This is a genomic window from Archangium violaceum Cb vi76 (assembly GCF_000733295.1).
Taxonomy (GTDB): Bacteria; Myxococcota; Myxococcia; order Myxococcales; family Myxococcaceae; genus Archangium; species Archangium violaceum.
The window spans coordinates 38,551-52,936 of record NZ_JPMI01000232.1 but is presented as its reverse complement, the minus strand read 5'-3'; the positions used below and the strand labels follow the sequence as shown (position 1 = coordinate 52,936).

Annotated in this window: 15 protein-coding genes; 7 read left to right on the top strand and 8 right to left on the bottom strand. The window is 70.5% G+C overall.

Features of this window, described 5'->3' with window-relative positions; translation table 11 throughout:
- Positions 1–9: 9 nt before the first annotated feature.
- Together Q664_RS31505 and Q664_RS31500 are read right to left on the bottom strand one after the other, a co-directional pair.
- Positions 10–294: a hypothetical protein gene (locus tag Q664_RS31505; RefSeq protein ID WP_043403861.1), complete on the bottom strand. Its 285-nt coding sequence runs from the start codon at positions 292–294 to the stop codon at positions 10–12.
- A gap of 77 nt (positions 295–371) precedes the next feature.
- Positions 372–599 (bottom strand): hypothetical protein, encoded by a 228-nt coding sequence (locus tag Q664_RS31500; RefSeq protein WP_052518906.1) that lies wholly within the window; start codon positions 597–599, stop codon positions 372–374.
- Between the two features lie 206 nt (positions 600–805).
- Between Q664_RS31500 and Q664_RS31495 the strand changes: the two genes are divergently transcribed.
- Positions 806–1,021, top strand: a complete 216-nt coding sequence (locus Q664_RS31495) for a hypothetical protein (protein WP_043403859.1) — start codon at positions 806–808, stop codon at positions 1,019–1,021.
- 13 nt (positions 1,022–1,034) lie between these two features.
- Here the strand turns inward: Q664_RS31495 and Q664_RS31490 are convergent, their stop codons facing one another.
- On the bottom strand, positions 1,035–1,937 hold the full coding sequence (locus Q664_RS31490) for an AEC family transporter (protein WP_043403855.1): 903 nt from the start codon (positions 1,935–1,937) through the stop codon (positions 1,035–1,037).
- A 165-nt stretch (positions 1,938–2,102) separates the two neighbouring features.
- Positions 2,103–2,570 (bottom strand): hypothetical protein, encoded by a 468-nt coding sequence (locus Q664_RS31485; RefSeq protein WP_043403851.1) that lies wholly within the window; start codon positions 2,568–2,570, stop codon positions 2,103–2,105.
- 317 nt (positions 2,571–2,887) lie between these two features.
- On the opposite strand from Q664_RS31485, the gene Q664_RS31480 reads away from it, so the two are divergent.
- Positions 2,888–3,988, top strand: coding sequence for a histone deacetylase family protein (locus tag Q664_RS31480; RefSeq protein ID WP_326938757.1), 1,101 nt, complete (start codon positions 2,888–2,890; stop codon positions 3,986–3,988).
- A gap of 9 nt (positions 3,989–3,997) precedes the next feature.
- On the opposite strand, the gene Q664_RS31475 is transcribed toward Q664_RS31480, so the two are convergent.
- Genes Q664_RS31475 through Q664_RS31465 form a run of 3 tightly spaced genes read right to left on the bottom strand, consistent with a single transcriptional unit; the run spans position 3,998 to position 5,719 of the window.
- Entirely contained in the window at positions 3,998–4,666 is a 669-nt protein-coding gene (locus Q664_RS31475; protein WP_043403848.1) for an SRPBCC family protein, read from the bottom strand.
- Positions 4,663–5,316 (bottom strand): 2OG-Fe(II) oxygenase, encoded by a 654-nt coding sequence (locus Q664_RS31470; protein ID WP_043403846.1) that lies wholly within the window; start codon positions 5,314–5,316, stop codon positions 4,663–4,665. Before Q664_RS31470 ends, Q664_RS31475 begins: the two co-directional genes overlap by 4 nt.
- Before the next feature lie 16 nt (positions 5,317–5,332).
- Positions 5,333–5,719: a VOC family protein gene (locus Q664_RS31465; RefSeq protein WP_043403843.1), complete on the bottom strand. Its 387-nt coding sequence runs from the start codon at positions 5,717–5,719 to the stop codon at positions 5,333–5,335.
- Between the two features lie 105 nt (positions 5,720–5,824).
- Between Q664_RS31465 and Q664_RS31460 the strand changes: the two genes are divergently transcribed.
- On the top strand, positions 5,825–7,084 hold the full coding sequence (locus Q664_RS31460; RefSeq protein ID WP_043403841.1) for an MDR family MFS transporter: 1,260 nt from the start codon (positions 5,825–5,827) through the stop codon (positions 7,082–7,084).
- 12 nt (positions 7,085–7,096) lie between these two features.
- On the opposite strand, the gene Q664_RS31455 is transcribed toward Q664_RS31460, so the two are convergent.
- Positions 7,097–7,612 (bottom strand): styrene oxide isomerase, encoded by a 516-nt coding sequence (locus tag Q664_RS31455; RefSeq protein ID WP_043403839.1) that lies wholly within the window; start codon positions 7,610–7,612, stop codon positions 7,097–7,099.
- A 155-nt stretch (positions 7,613–7,767) separates the two neighbouring features.
- On the opposite strand from Q664_RS31455, the gene Q664_RS31450 reads away from it, so the two are divergent.
- From Q664_RS31450 to Q664_RS31435, 4 genes are all read left to right on the top strand, one after another.
- Positions 7,768–8,322 (top strand): M15 family metallopeptidase, encoded by a 555-nt coding sequence (locus Q664_RS31450; RefSeq protein ID WP_043403837.1) that lies wholly within the window; start codon positions 7,768–7,770, stop codon positions 8,320–8,322.
- Positions 8,323–8,504: 182 nt separating this feature from the next.
- Positions 8,505–9,944, top strand: a complete 1,440-nt coding sequence (locus Q664_RS31445; protein WP_043403943.1) for a TolC family protein — start codon at positions 8,505–8,507, stop codon at positions 9,942–9,944.
- Positions 9,932–11,152: an efflux RND transporter periplasmic adaptor subunit gene (locus Q664_RS31440; protein ID WP_052518905.1), complete on the top strand. Its 1,221-nt coding sequence runs from the start codon at positions 9,932–9,934 to the stop codon at positions 11,150–11,152. The genes Q664_RS31445 and Q664_RS31440 overlap by 13 nt, the downstream gene beginning before the upstream one ends.
- Positions 11,153–11,158: 6 nt before the next feature.
- Entirely contained in the window at positions 11,159–14,329 is a 3,171-nt protein-coding gene (locus tag Q664_RS31435) for an efflux RND transporter permease subunit (protein WP_043403835.1), read from the top strand.
- Positions 14,330–14,386 lie beyond the last annotated feature (57 nt).

The window sequence follows — 14,386 nt, the reverse complement described above, 5'->3', positions numbered from 1 at the left end:
GCCGGGAGACTACTTGGACTCGGCCTTGGCGCCCTCGGGCAGCGCGGCGGCGGCCGGCACGGGGAGCCGCGGAACCACCAGGTTGCGGTACTCGGTGGCGAGGTTCTCGGGCGTCATCTCCTCCTGCCACTGCTTCGGGTTGGTGTTCCACCCGTAGTCCGCCGGCACCTTGCCGCCACCCTGGTTCTTGTAGCCAATCATGTCCGGGAACTTCGCGGACCAGCGGCCGGCTGGATCCGTCTCACGGGTGATGGGCTCGCGGTTCGGGCGGGGGGTGTAGTTGCTCTTGCTCATGAGGCGTGACTCCTAGCAGGTGCGCGGCCTCTCCGGAACCCCCACGGAGGCCCGGGAGATGCCCGGCCCCCCCGGGCCTACGCGGGCCCGCCCGCTGCCCGCCCGGCGGAGGAGGCCCCGGCCCGGGCGCGCCGTCGCCGTGACACCGGCGGCAGCCAACTCGGTCCCAACTCGAACACCGCGGCGAAGTAGCGCGCCTGCGCCTCGCTGCCATAGCGATAGCGCCGCACACCGCCCCCCTCGAGGGTCACCTCCACCCCCCAACCCTTCCCATGTCGGCGAAGCGCGACTCGCGCAATCTCCATGCCCACCCTCCCCCCTCAGGAACGCCCTTCTCTTGAAAGCGGCGTGCCAAGGCGAGCGCCTGTGTTCGGCGGGTTGCGGTGTGCGGCGGTGGACAGGAACCAGGAGGACGGTAGGCGCTACAGGCCCGCCTGCCTGCCCTCCAGGGGTGCACGGAAAACACGGTCCGGCGGCTTGTGGCCGCCGATTCCTGCGTTACGTGAAAGGCATGACCGGAACCACTGAGAAGAACATGGGTGACGCCGTTTCGGAGTTCACCCTTCCCGATGGCTGCATGCTGTGCGGCGGCGCGGTGACCATCCGCAGCACGCCGGGCAACGGCGCGCACAGCTACTGCGCGCACTGCCACTGGCTGTCGCGCACGCGGCTGCGCATGCGCAAGGAAGGCCTGGAGATCGCCTACGCCACGCAGGCCGTCGCGTAGGCGGCGCACGCTCTCAACGCAGGAGCCACAGGGTGATGGGCACCGTGGCGAACGAGAGTGGAATGCCCAGCCCCACCATGAGGGCGGAGAGCTCCGGATCCAACCCATTGTCCGCGGCGAGGATGGCGGCGGTGACCATGGGAGCCATGGCGGCCTGGAGAACGGACACCTCGAAGGTGAGCCGGCCCATGCCGGGCAGCAGCAGCAACAGCAGCGCAATCGCGAGTGGCGCCAGCGCCAGCTTGTAACCGAGTCCCAGCACGAGCGCGCGCACCCGGCCCTTCACGCCCGAGGGCCGTAACTGGAAACCCACGGAGAAGAGCGCCAGCGGGGTGAGCATGTCGCCCAGGCGGCCGAGCACCACGTCCACGGCCTGGGGCCAGTCCCACGGGTGCAGGACGAACCCAGCCGTCAGGGCGATGAAGGGCGGAAAGGCCACCACCTTCTCGAGCAGCGCGCTGAGGCGGGTGTCCTTCGCGGCGGCGTGCGTGGCGAAGAGGGTGGCCACCGTGCCCAGCGCCAGGAACGAGCCGAGCTGATCCACGACGACGGCCACCTGTAGCGCATCACGGCCCATGAGTCCCTCGATGAGGGGCAGGCCCACGAAGGCGGTGTTGCTCAGCCCGCCGGTGAGGACGAGCGCCGCCACGGTGCCGGGCGGAAAACCCAGCCGCGGACCCACCGTGCGGAAGAAGAGCCACGAGCCGCCGAAGATGAGCCAGGGCGTGGCGGCGGCGACGAGCAGCTCGGGAGCGAGCGTGAGACGGTGCACCGCGCGCAGCACAAGCGCGGGCAGCGCGATGTTGAGCACGAAGGCGTTGATGGCCAGCGCCGTCTGCTCCGGGAAACGGCCGCTGCGCCGGGCGAAGGCACCGAGGAGGAGACTGGCGGCCAGCAGACCGACGAGCTGGCTCACGAGGAACGCCTCCCGGAGGAGCGCGGGGCGGGACGGCCCTCGCCGGACAGGAGGGGGCGCTCGCGCTGGATGAGCCCGGTGAGGAAGTGGAGGGTGGCGCGCACACGCGCGTTGTGCTGCAAATCCGGGTGGACCACCAGCCCGATGTCACTCCCGTCCCGCTTCTCAAGCCGGGAACAGGCGCCCGCGGAGCTCCTCGATTCCGCGCGGCGAGCACAGCTCCTCCGAGAAGAGCACGTCGAGCGCACGCTGAGCCAACCCGGCCGCGGGCGCCGCGACGAGCACCCGGCCACACTCCTCGAGCTGCTCGCGGATGAGACCGATCTCTCCGTACATCTCCGCGAGCTTCATCCGGTCCTCGACCGACAGCTCGCGCTTCATCTCCGCGATGACCTGGCGCAGTTCCACCGTCTTCCCATCCGCGCGCTGCACCGTGGGCTCGGGCTCATCGTCCACGTCGTCGGCGAGCAGCGGCCAGATGTCCGTCAGCTGCGTGGGATCCTGCACCAGCAGATGTCCCACGCGCTGGGCACAGCCCTGACACGCGGCTCCAGCGAAGCGCGGCAGGTTCAGCGCCGGAGAGGCTCCAGCGCCACAGAGCAGACAGGTGGCCAGGTCGGTGGTGGGCTCCATGGGGCACTCCCTTAACGTCCTCGCCCGGCCGGCGCCATCTCCAACCGGCGCCTGTCACCGTTCTTGTTGGCTAGCCCCCAGGCGAGCCTCACGTTGCTCCCTGACGCGCCAGCCCTGACGAGCGGTGTGTCAGTCAACGCTCCACGCCCAGCAACGCCGCGAACAGCTCGCGTGGGTCGATGCTCGCCGGGAGCCCGGAGACGCCTCAGTCGTTCACCTCGACCACCACCCAGCGGCCGTCTTTTTTCCCGCGGCCGGTGCCTCGCCGCCGGGTATTGCTCCACTTCACCCCCGTGCCGGGGGCGGAGCCCCCTCCCTTGGATGACGGACCCACGCTGCGTTACAACTCGCCGCGCCGCTCCTCCTTCAGCCCTGGAGACTCCCCGGTGAAAGTCGTTCATTCCCCGCTGCACGCCCGCCATGACGGCGGCATGGAATTGCATCGCGGCGAGCTGGTGCCGTGCTTCGAGATGCCGGTGCGCGTCGACTACATCCTGAAGGCCGTGGAGCGCGCCGGACTCGAGCTCATCGAGCCGCGCTCCTTCGCCCACGAGTCCCTGCTGCGCGTCCATGACGCCGCGTTCGTCGAGTTCCTGCGCACCGCCCATGCCGAGTGGCGCTCGCTCGGCAAGGAGGGCTTCATGCTGCCGAGCGGCTTTCCCGCCCGCGGCCTGCGCCGGGACCACATCCCCTCCGGCATCAACGGCCGCATGGGCTACTACGCCTTCGACTCCAGCACGCCCATCGTCGAGGGCACCTGGGACGCCGCGCTCGCCGCCGCGCACTCCGCCCTGACCGCCGCCGCGCTCGTCGCCGAGGGGGACAAGAGCGCCTACGCCCTGTGCCGTCCTCCCGGACACCACGCCGGGCACTCCGTCTACGGCGGCTACTGCTTCCTCAACAACGCCGCCCTCGCGGCCCAGCACCTGCGTGACCGGGGGTTCGCCCGGGTGGCGGTGCTCGACGTGGACTACCACCACGGCAATGGCACCCAGGACATCTTCTGGGAGCGCTCCGATGTGCTGTTCGTCTCCATCCACGCGACCCCGGAGACGGACTACCCCTACTTCCTCGGCTATGCCGATGAGCGCGGAGCAGGCGCCGGAGAGGGCTACACCCTCAACCTCCCGCTGGAGCGTGGCACCGGCTGGAACGAGTACAACGCCGCCCTCGGAGCCGCGCTGGACGCCATCGGGACGTTCTCGCCCGAGGCCCTCGTCGTGTCGCTCGGCGTCGATACCTACGAGGGCGATCCCATCAGCGCCTTCAAGCTCGCCCAGGAGCACTACCCGCTCATCGGACAGCGGCTGGCCGGGCTGAAGCTGCCGACGGTGTTCGTGCAGGAAGGTGGCTACGCGGTGGATGAGATCGGCACCAACGTCGCCGGGGTGCTCGAGGGATTCCTCGGCCGGCGCTGAGGCCCGCCTTCAGCCTCCACCCGAAAGCATGCCCTTCAGGCGCTCGCGAAGCACCGCTCCGAGCACTCCCGCCGTCTCCTCGGGCACGCGCGCGAGGTGCGTGTAGAGCGTCTCCTCCAGTTGCGCGAGCGTCTCCGGCGGCACCCCGGCCTCCTTCATGCCGGCGAGCACCGTATAGGCCGCCAGGCCGAGCGGCTCGACGTAGCCCCCCGACTCCTCCCAGAACTCCTCGAAGCAGGGCACCGCTTCTCCAGAGGCGACGCGGATCAATCGCCCCACGTTCGCCTCCCAGTACGCCCGGTACGCCTCCAGGAGCTCGGGGCTCGAGAACGGGCCCTGGCGGACCTCGATGCGCGTGCCATCTCCGGAGGGCTCGAGCTTCATGGAGAGGCGCGTCGTGTCGCTGCCGAGCTCCCCGCCGTCCCAGGCCAGTTCCATCGAGAAGCCCCGGCCCGGAAACACCTCGAGGATGCGGCCCGTCTGCGTCCGGAGGACCCCCTTCACATCGAGCACGTTCACCTGGAACGGCTCGCCTGCGTCCGCGTCTCCCACTTCCCCGAGACGCTGGCCACCTGGAACCGCCCCGTACCAGCGCCGCATCTGGAAGGGATCCTCGATGGCCGCGAAGACCCGCTCAGGACGCTGGGCCACCCACCACTCCATCGACAGCTCGCTCATATCATCACCGTTCCCGCCCGGGTCCGCAGCTCCATCCGAGGCACCCGCGCGAGCAGCTCCTCCGGCAGGCGGTACTGCTCGACCACCAGGCTGATGCGCGCCGCCGAGAGCTCTGGAGCCCCGGACTCGACCGCTATCACCTCGTGCGCCATGTCTCCGCGGAACGTCACCAGCGAGTTTGGCCTGGGTGCCAGCGCCGCCACCCGCTCACCCCGGTGATACAGCCGCAGTTCTCCTCCCGCGAGCTGCTCGGGCACCTGGATGTAGAGCACGCTCACGGCGACCGGACAGCCGATCGTGTCCCCGTAGTACATCATGCTCTTGTCCAGATGGGCCTCCACCCCGCGCCCGTTCTGGATCAACAACGGATTGAGCAGGAACGCGTTGCAGACCGGCAGCAGCGCGGCGTCGAGAAACGGAGCGAAGGTCGGGAAGCGGTCCTTCACATCGGAGAGAGCCTCGCGCTGGAAGGTCACCGAGAAGCCATAGGTGCCCGAGAACTGGGACGTCAGGTTGGTCTCCCCGAGCAGGGAGGAGCCCAGGATGACCGAGCGCATGGCCTCGATGTCAGAGGGGGGCAGGGCATCGAGCTTGCGGTGGAAGTAGGTCTGGAGGCGGAAGGCCCCGCCCCACGGCGGTTGGAAGCGCATGCGAGGAGCTCCGGTCTCATTCCATCTGGGTGGAGATCCACCACGTATTGCCCGAGGGATCCTTCACGCCACCGCGGCGATCCGGATCGCCCTTCTGCTGCGGCTCCTGGACGGAGACTCCACCCGCCGCGAGCGCGCGCTGGTACGTCGCATCGACGTCCGGGACATAGAGGTGGAGCCACACGGGAAACGCCGGGAAGGAGCCTCCACCCTCGGAGAGCATGATCACCGAGTCGTCGATCCGCACCTCGACGTGCATGATCGACCCGTTCGGGCCGTCGTAGCGGCGCAGCTCCGTGGCGTCGAAGGCCTTCTTCAAGAAGTCGATGACGCGCTGGGCGCCGTTCACCATCACGTAGGCCGAGGCACTCGGGTAACCATCCGGCTTGTAGGGTCGAGTCACGCGTGTTCCTCCGGGTGTGAATCCTATGCGGTCCAATCACTCCGGGAGTAGGGGGAAGACCCGCCCCTGGCGCCTCCGGGCTGCTTCCCGCAAGCTGCGCCCGTCATGAAGCACCTGTTGGGGCGATTGAGGGCGGAAGTCCAGGCGACGGCGGGGGGACTGCCAGGCACGTACTGGTACCTGTGGACGGGAACGTTGGTGAACCGGCTGGGCGCCTTCGTGGTGCCCTTCCTGGCGCTGTACCTCACGCGCGAGCGCGGCTTCCGGGTGGAGGAGGCCGGGATGGTGGTGTCCCTGCACGGCGTGGGGGGTGTGCTGGCGGGGCTCGTCGGCGGAACGCTGGCGGACCGGGTGGGCCGGCGCAAGACGCTGGTGTCGGGGCTGTGGCTGGGCTCGGCGGCGATGCTGTCCATGGGCTTCGCGCGGGAGACCTGGCACATCTGCGTCTCCGCCTTCCTGCTGGGACTGCTGGGCGAGCTGTACCGGCCCGCGGTGTCGGCGGCCATCTCCGACGTGGTGAAACCCGAGGACCGCGCGCGCGCCTTCGCCCTGCTGTACTGGGTCATCAACGTGGGCTTCGCCATCGCCGTGCCCCTGGCGGGCCTGGCCTCGCGCTTCGGCTTCCTCGTACTCTTCGTGGCGGATGCCTGCACCACCTTCCTCTACGGGCTGCTCGTCTGGTGGAAGGTGCCGGAGACACGCCCCGTCCAGGCGGACCGGGGAACGGAGTCCTCCCGCCGGCTGCCCTCGCTGGCGCCCTTCCGGGACGAGGTGTTCCTCGCCTTCGCGCTGCCCATCGTCCTCACCGCCATCATCTTCACCCAGGGCAACGTGACGCTGCCGATGGACCTGACCGCGCAAGGCATGTCACCCGCCACCTTCGGCACGGTGCTGGGCGTGAATGGCGTGCTCATCGTGCTGCTGCAACCCTTCGCCGGCCGGATGATGGGGCAGGTGCGGCGCGCGACGGCGCTGGCGTGGGCCTCGGCGCTGACGGGGCTGGGCTTCGGGATGCACGTGCTCGGCGCGAACCCCGGGCTGGCGGCGCTCGCGGTGGTGGTGTGGACGCTGGGGGAGATTGCCCAGGCGCCCGCGGGCTCGGCCGTGGTGGCGGACCTGGCGCCCACCGAGCAGCGCGGCACCTACCAGGGCGCCTACTACATGCTGTGGGCCCTGTCGGCCAGCATCGCCCCCACGCTCGGCTCGTGGGTGCTGGGACACTTCGGCGCCCGGGCCCTGTGGGGCGGCTGCCTCGCCGTGGGCCTGTTCGCCGCTGGCTGGCACCTGGCCGTCGCCGATGCCCGCCGCCGCCGCATGGCCACCCTGCGCCTCACCCGCACCGACGTGAGCGCCGCGCTGGACTGAGGCCTCTCATGCTTACGGATGGGTCTCCGGAGCAGCGGCCGAGCGCCGGAAGCCATACACCCAGGCCGCGGCCGCGCCGAGCGCCGGCAACACCACGGACAGGGTGAGCACGCCGAACACGGCGTCATTCACGGGCTCGCCGGTGGCATCCACGCCGGACACGCGCAGGAACGCCTTCACCCCGGTGACGAACCAGTTGGCGAAGTTGGACACGATGAAGGCCCACGCGAGCCGGCGCTGGCCCGTGGCCCCATAGCGCAGCATCGGCAGCGTCCACGCCACGCCCAGCAGCAGGAAGGCCCCCATCAGCGCGTTGAGGTGCGAGGCGAGCGCGGCGTGGGGATCCGCGGACACCTTGCCCGTCATGGCCGCGGACACGAAGCCCCCGGTGAGCAGACCCAGCAGGGTGAGCCACGCGGCGGCGTGCGCCATCAGCCGCGCGGCGCGCAGTGGGACGGGAGTGGAGACAGCGGCGGGAGCGAAAGAAACCTCCTCGCTCGGAGGCACGGGACGCAGGGCGGTCGTCATGGGAGGCGTCCACTCTACCGGGAGAGCAGCCGGACAGACGAGCCACGGGCGGTTCGAGGCCAGCGAACCACGCGGCGCCTGCCCGGCCGCCTGCTCGCATTCCGGGAATAGATGTGAGAGCAACCATCTCTGCCTCTCTGGACAGGAACCGCCCCATGCCGTTCCCGCCGCTGCGCTGGAGCCTTCTCCTAGCCCTCGTGTGCCTGCTCGTTCCCGGTCTCGCGCCCGGCGCGGACGTGAAACGCAAGCGGGCGAAGACGACCACTTCCAAGCACCTCGTCGCCCTGCCGGGTGGCGAGTCGTTGCGCCGTGACGCCGCGGCCTCCTTCCTGCGCATGGCCACCGCGGCCCGTGGGGATGGCATCTGGCTCTGGGTGACCAGCGGCTACCGCACCCGCCGGGAGCAGCGCCTGCTCTACGAGCGCTACCGCAAGGGCCTGGGCCCCAAGGCCGCGCGCCCCGGCCGCTCCAACCACCAGCGGGGGCTCGCGGTGGACGTGGTCGTCGGCGACGAGGAGTCCCCCACCTACCGGTGGCTCGCGGCCAACGCATGCCGTCATGGCTTCCGGCGCACGGTGCCCTCGGAGCCGTGGCACTGGGAGTACCGGCCCCGCACCACCCGCGCGCCCGCTCCGGGCACCGACTGCGCCGGCCAGCCCCTGCCCTCCGAGGAGCCACCCCGGACCGCCACCCAGGACCTCAGCAGCTGACGCCGGGACACCGGCGGCCGAAGTGCCCACTGGCGAGCATCCGCCTCGCTCCGCTGTCGCATTCCTGCTCCAGGGTGACGCAAGTGCTCGCTAGCGAGCACCCGCAGTGTCCTGCGGTGTCATGAATGTCCTCCAGTCGGAGGCAACGCGGTGGGGCAGGCAGCAATGTGGGCGGTCCGTTCATGACCGCCCTCCTGCTCACAGCCCTGCTCTGGCACGCCGGCCTTCCCGCCGGTGCCCTGCCCGCCCAGACCGGACCGGGGACTGCTCCGCCGCGGCAGCCCGCGCCCGTGTCCCCGCCCTTCCAGCCCGAGGTCTCCGACCCGCTGCTCGAGCCCGTGTCTCCGGCTCCGATGCAGGTGGGCTCCTGGGACGAGGCGCTCGCGCTCCTGCGCCAGCAATCCACGGACCTGCGCGCCGCGCTGGCCCGGGTGGAGTCCGCCGCGGGACTGCGGCGCGTGGCGCTCGCCGGACTGCTGCCCACCCTCAACGGCTCGGCGGGTGTCCAATACAACGTGCTCGACCCCTCGACGGCCTTCATCGGGGGCGGCATCGGTGGAGGCGGCATCGGTGGAGGCGTCGGCGCGGGCGGGGGTGACGGCCAGCGGCCCACCGCGCCCCTGGCCACCGCCACGGTGACGGCCTCCCTTCCCCTGCTCGACTGGAGCGCCATTCAATCCCTGCGCTCGGCCAACGCCTCCCGCCGCGCCGCCGGGCTGTCACTGGAGGAGACGCGGCGCCAACTCACCGGGGCGCTCGCCCGGGCGCTGGCGCGGGTGGCCTCCTCCGAGCGGCTCTCCGAGGTGAACCGCGTCAACCTGCGCTCCGCACTGGAGCGGCTGGCGCTGGCCGAGCGGAGGTTGGAGCTGGGGGCTGGCACCCAGTTGGACGTCGTCCGCCTGCGGCAGGACGCGGAGTCGGCACGCTCGTTGGTGGTGTCCGGGGACAACACGCTGCTGCAGGCGAGGGATACCCTGGCGCTGATATTGGGCCAGGAGCAGCCGGTGGGGCTGACGCACGGCGTGTCCCTGGAGGAGCTGCTGAATCGCGGCCGGGCGCAGTGCCAGAACCTCCAGGCGTTGGAGCAGCGGCCGGACCTCGCGGCGTCGCGCGCGCAACTGGAAGCGGCCGGGCACGACGTGTCGGCGGCCCAGGCGCAGTACCTGCCCACGCTCGCGGCGCAGAGCACGGTGTTTGGATTCACGGTGGACCCGGGCTTCGCGCGGGTGCCCGTCTGGAACATCGGCGCGGTGCTCACCCTGCCCTTCTATGAAGGAGGCGCGCGCGGAGGCCGCGTGCGGCAGGCACGGGCCCAGGAGGAGGCGACGCGCCAGGACGTGGTGGCCAGGCAGCGCGGGGCCACGGTCGAGGTGAGGCAGACGCGGCGCGAGGTGGGCGTGGCGGAGGCGGAGCTGGAGATCGCCACACGGAACCGGGAGCTGGCGGCGGAGAACGACCGGCTCACCCGCCGATCCTTCGAGGTGGGCACCGGGACGAGCCAGGACCTGGTGGTGTCCGCGGCGGCGCTGCGGCAGGCGGAGCTGAACCTGGTGGTGAGGGAGTTCCAGGTGTTCCAGGCGCGAATCGAGGCGTTCCTGGTGGAGGCGGCATGCGACTGGTGAGGTGGGGAGTGTGGCTGGCGGCCCTGGCCCTGGCCGGGTGCGGGCGAACACAAGGACAGGGAGGCCCCCAGGGCGGAGCCGGCGGCCCGGGAGGCGGCGGACAGCCCCTGCCGGTGGAGGTGATGGAGCTGCGGCCGGGCCCGGTGCGCGACACGGGTGAGTACCTGGGCACGCTCATCTCCCGCCGAAGCATCACCGTCTTCCCCCAGGTGGCCGGCTACGTGCAGCGCATCTCGGTGAAGCCGGGCCAGGTGGTGAAGGAGGGGCAGTTGCTGCTGGAGGTGGACCCGAGGCGCGAGCGCGCGGGCGTGCGGAGCGCCCGGGCCCAGCGCGCCTCGGCCCTGGCCCAGCGGGAGTTCGCGCGCAGCACCCGGAAGCGCGCCGAGCAACTGCTGCGCGAGGGACTCATGAGCCGGCAGGACTATGAGCAGGCGGTGGCCCAGGCGGCGGCGGCCGAGGCCAGCGCGCGCTCGGCGGAGGCGCAGCTGCAGGCGCAGCAGGTGGAGCTCGGCTACTACCGGGTGGAGGCGCCCTTCGCGGGTGTGATGGGCGACATCCCCGTGAAGGTGGGCGACTACGTCACACCGCAGACGGCGCTGACGAACGTGGACCAGAGCCGGGCGCTGGAGCTCTCCGTCTCGGTGCCGCCCGAGCGCGCCTCGGAGGTGAAGCCAGGCAGCACGCGGCTGGAGGTGCTGGACGGCGAGGGCCAGCCGGTGGTGAGCGCCCCCGTCTTCTTCGTGGCGCCCACGCCCGACCCGCGCACGCAGCTGGTGGAGCTGAAGGCGGCCTTCGACAACACACAGGGCCTGCGCGCCGGCCAGGTGGTGCACACCCAGGTGGTGTACGCCACGCGCGAGGCACTGCGGCTGCCCACCTTCGCGGTGACACAGCAGAGCAGCCAGTTCTTCGCCATGGTGGCGGTGCAGGGCGATGGCGGACCCATGGTGGCGCAGCGCCGGCCGGTGAAGCTGGGCGGGCTCCAGGGCAACTACTACGAGCTGCTGGAGGGCCTGGAGCCGGGAACGCAGGTCATCGTCGGTTCGCTCCAGCAGCTACGGGATGGACAGCCCATCCAGCCCCAACCCGCGGAGCAGCTGCCGGGCGATGGCTCCGGCGTGGGCGGCGGCGCGGACGCTGGCACGGGTGGAGTCGCAGACGCGAGGACGGACGCGGGGACGGCTCCGAGCCCGGACGGGGGGAAGTGAGCACCCATGTTCTCCGACTTCTTCATCCGCCGGCCCATCTTTGCCAGCGTCCTCTCCATCCTCATCACGCTGGTGGGCGCCATCTCCATTCCCAGCCTGCCCGTGGAGCAGTACCCGGAGCTCGCGGCGCCGCAGGTGAGCGTGACGTCCACGTACATCGGCGCTTCCGCCGAGGTGGTGGAGAGCGCGGTGACGACGGTGCTGGAGCGCCAGCTCAACGGCCTGGAGGGGATGCGCTACATCTCCTCCACCAGCAGCAACAACGGCACCAGCACCATCACCGTCACCTTCGAGCCGGACCGGGACCTGGACGTCGCCGCGGTGGACGTGCAGAACCGGGTGGCCACCGCCTCGGCGCGGCTGCCCTCCGAGGTGAACGCGCTGGGCATCACCATCAACAAGACGCAATCGCAGCTGCTCATGTCCTTCGGCCTGTATGACGAGGCGCAGCGCTACGACACGGGCTTCCTCAGCAACTACGCGGACGTCTACATCCGTGACGCGCTGCTGCGCGTGAAGGGCGTGGGCGACGTGCGCATCTTCGGCGAGCGCCGCTTCGCCATGCGGCTGTGGTTGGACCCCACGAAGCTGGCGAGCCGGGGCCTCACCGCGCAGGACGTGGTGGGCGCACTGCGCGAGCAGAACGTGCAGGTGGCCGCGGGACAGGTGGGCCAGCCTCCCTCGCCGCAGGGGCAGACGTATCAAATCAACGTGCAGGTGCTCGGCCAGCTGTCCACGCCGGAGCAGTTCGGGGACATCGTCCTGCAGCGCGGCGAGGACGGCACGCTGGTGCGGATGAAGGACGTGGGCCGGGTGGAGCTGGGGGCGGAGAACTACAACCAGCTGCTGCGCTTCAACGGCCGGGACGCGGTGGGCCTGGGCATCTTCCAGCTCCCCGGCTCCAACGCGCTGGAGGTGCGCGAGGGCGTGGTGGCGGAGCTGGAGCGGCTGAAGGCCCACTTCCCGCCGGGCATGGTCTACGAGAGGGCCTTCGATACCACCGCGGCGGTGCAGGCCTCCATCGAGGAGGTGCTCAAGACGCTGGCGGAAGCCATCGTCCTGGTCATCCTCGTCATCTTCCTCTTCCTGCACGGCTGGCGCAGCATCCTCGTGGTGGCCACGACGCTGCCGGTGTCGCTGGTGGGCACCTTCGCCTTCGTGAGCGCGTTCGGCTTCTCGCTCAACACGCTGACGCTCTTCGGCCTGACCCTGGCCACGGGCCTGGTGGTGGATGACGCCATCGTGGTCATCGAGAACGTCGAGCGCGTCATGGTGGAGGAGAACGTGGACGCGCGCGAGGCGTCGCACCGGAGCATGAAGCAGGTGGGCCGCGCGGTGGTGGCCATCGCCCTGGTGCTCTCGGCGGTGTTCGTCCCGGTGTCCTTCTTCCCGGGCACCACGGGCACCATCTACCGGCAGTTCGCGCTCACGCTGGCCTTCTCCATCAGCCTGTCCGCCCTGGTGGCCCTCACGCTGTCTCCCGCGCTGTGCGCCCGGCTGCTGCGCGCGCACGAGGGACAGAAGTGGCGCTTCTTCCGCTGGGTGGACCAGGCGATGGATGCCTTCCGGCGCGGCTACGCGCGCTTCCTGGGCAAGCTGCTGCTGCCGGGCATGCGCTGGGTGGTGCTGGGCGTCTTCGTGGTGCTCCTGGGCGTCACGGCGCTGCTCTACCGCCTGACCCCCACCGGCTTCATCCCCGAGGAGGACCAGGGCTACCTCATCGTCGCCATCCAGGGCCCGGAGGGCACGTCGCTGGACTACACGCGGCAGGTGCTCATCCAGGCGGAGGAGGTGCTGCGCCAGCAGAAGGAGGTGGCGGACATCTTCACCGTGGGAGGCTTCTCGCTGCTGGGCACCGGCCCCAACTACGGCGTCCTCTTCGTCAACCTCCACCCGTGGGAGGAGCGCGAGGAGAAGGAGCAGAGCGTGGCCGGGCTGGTCAACCGGCTGCGCGGGCCCTTCGCCGGCATTCCCGGAGCGCGGGTGCTGGCCTTCCAGCCGCCCACCATCCGCGGCGTGGGCAGCGTGGGGGGCTTCGAGTTCGTCCTGGAGGACCAGCTGGGCAACCACACGCTGGAGGAGCTCGCGGCGGCCACGCAGCAGCTCGCGGGACGGGCCAACCAGTCGCCGGATCTGCGCGGTGTCTTCTCCTCGTATACGGCGAGCACCCCGCTGCTCAACGTGTCGGTGGACCGGGAGAAGGCCAAGGCGCTCGGCGTGTCGCTGGACGCGCTGTACTCCACGCTGCAGGTCTACATGGGCAGCAGCTACGTGAATGACTTCACCTTCGCCAACCGCGTCTACCGCGTCTACGTGCAGGCGGCCATGCCCTTCCGCAACGAGCCCAAGGACATCTCCGCCTTCTACGTGCGCACGGCGCAGGGGCAGATGGTGCCGCTGGAGAGCCTGGTGAAGGTGGAGCCCGTCACCACCGCGCAGAACATCCAGCACTACAACCTGTTCCGCTCGGCCACCATCAACGGCCAGGGCGCGCCCGGTGTCAGCACGGGCCAGGCGCTGGAGGCCATGGAGGCCGTGGCCCGCCAGGGACTGCCGGCCGGCTTCACCTTCGAGTGGACGGGCCTGTCGCTCGAGCAGAAGCAGTCCGCGGGCAAGGTGCTGCTCATCTTCGCCCTGGGCGTCGTCTTCGTCTTCCTGGTGCTGTCGGCGCAGTACGAGAGCTTCGCCCTGCCCTTCGTCATCATGCTGGCGGTGCCGGTGGCCATCCTCGGCGCGCTCGGATTCCAGTCGCTGCGAGGGCTCGCCAATGACGTGTTCTGTCAGGTCGGTCTGCTGATGCTGGTGGGCCTGTCCAGCAAGAACGCGGTGCTCATCGTGGAGTTCGCCGAGCAGCTGCGCCATCAGGGCAAGAGCGTGGTGGAGGCGGCCATCCAGGCGGCGGACACGCGGCTGCGGCCCATCATCATGACGTCCTTCGCGTTCCTGCTGGGCGTGGTGCCGCTGGTGCTGGCCACGGGCGCGGGCGCCGCCTCGCGCAAGTCGCTGGGCACGGCGGTGTTCGGCGGCATGCTGCTGTCCACCTTCGTCAACCTCATCTTCATCCCCGTGCTGTACACGTTGGTGGAGACGGCCCGGACGAAGCTGCTCAAGCGCCACGAGCAGGGCACCCCGCCTCCCACTCCAGGCGAGGGTGGACGGACGCATCGTCCGGCGTGAGCTGGAGGTCGCCTCGGGACTACTTCTTGAGTCAACCCGGCTATTGACAGTCATGTG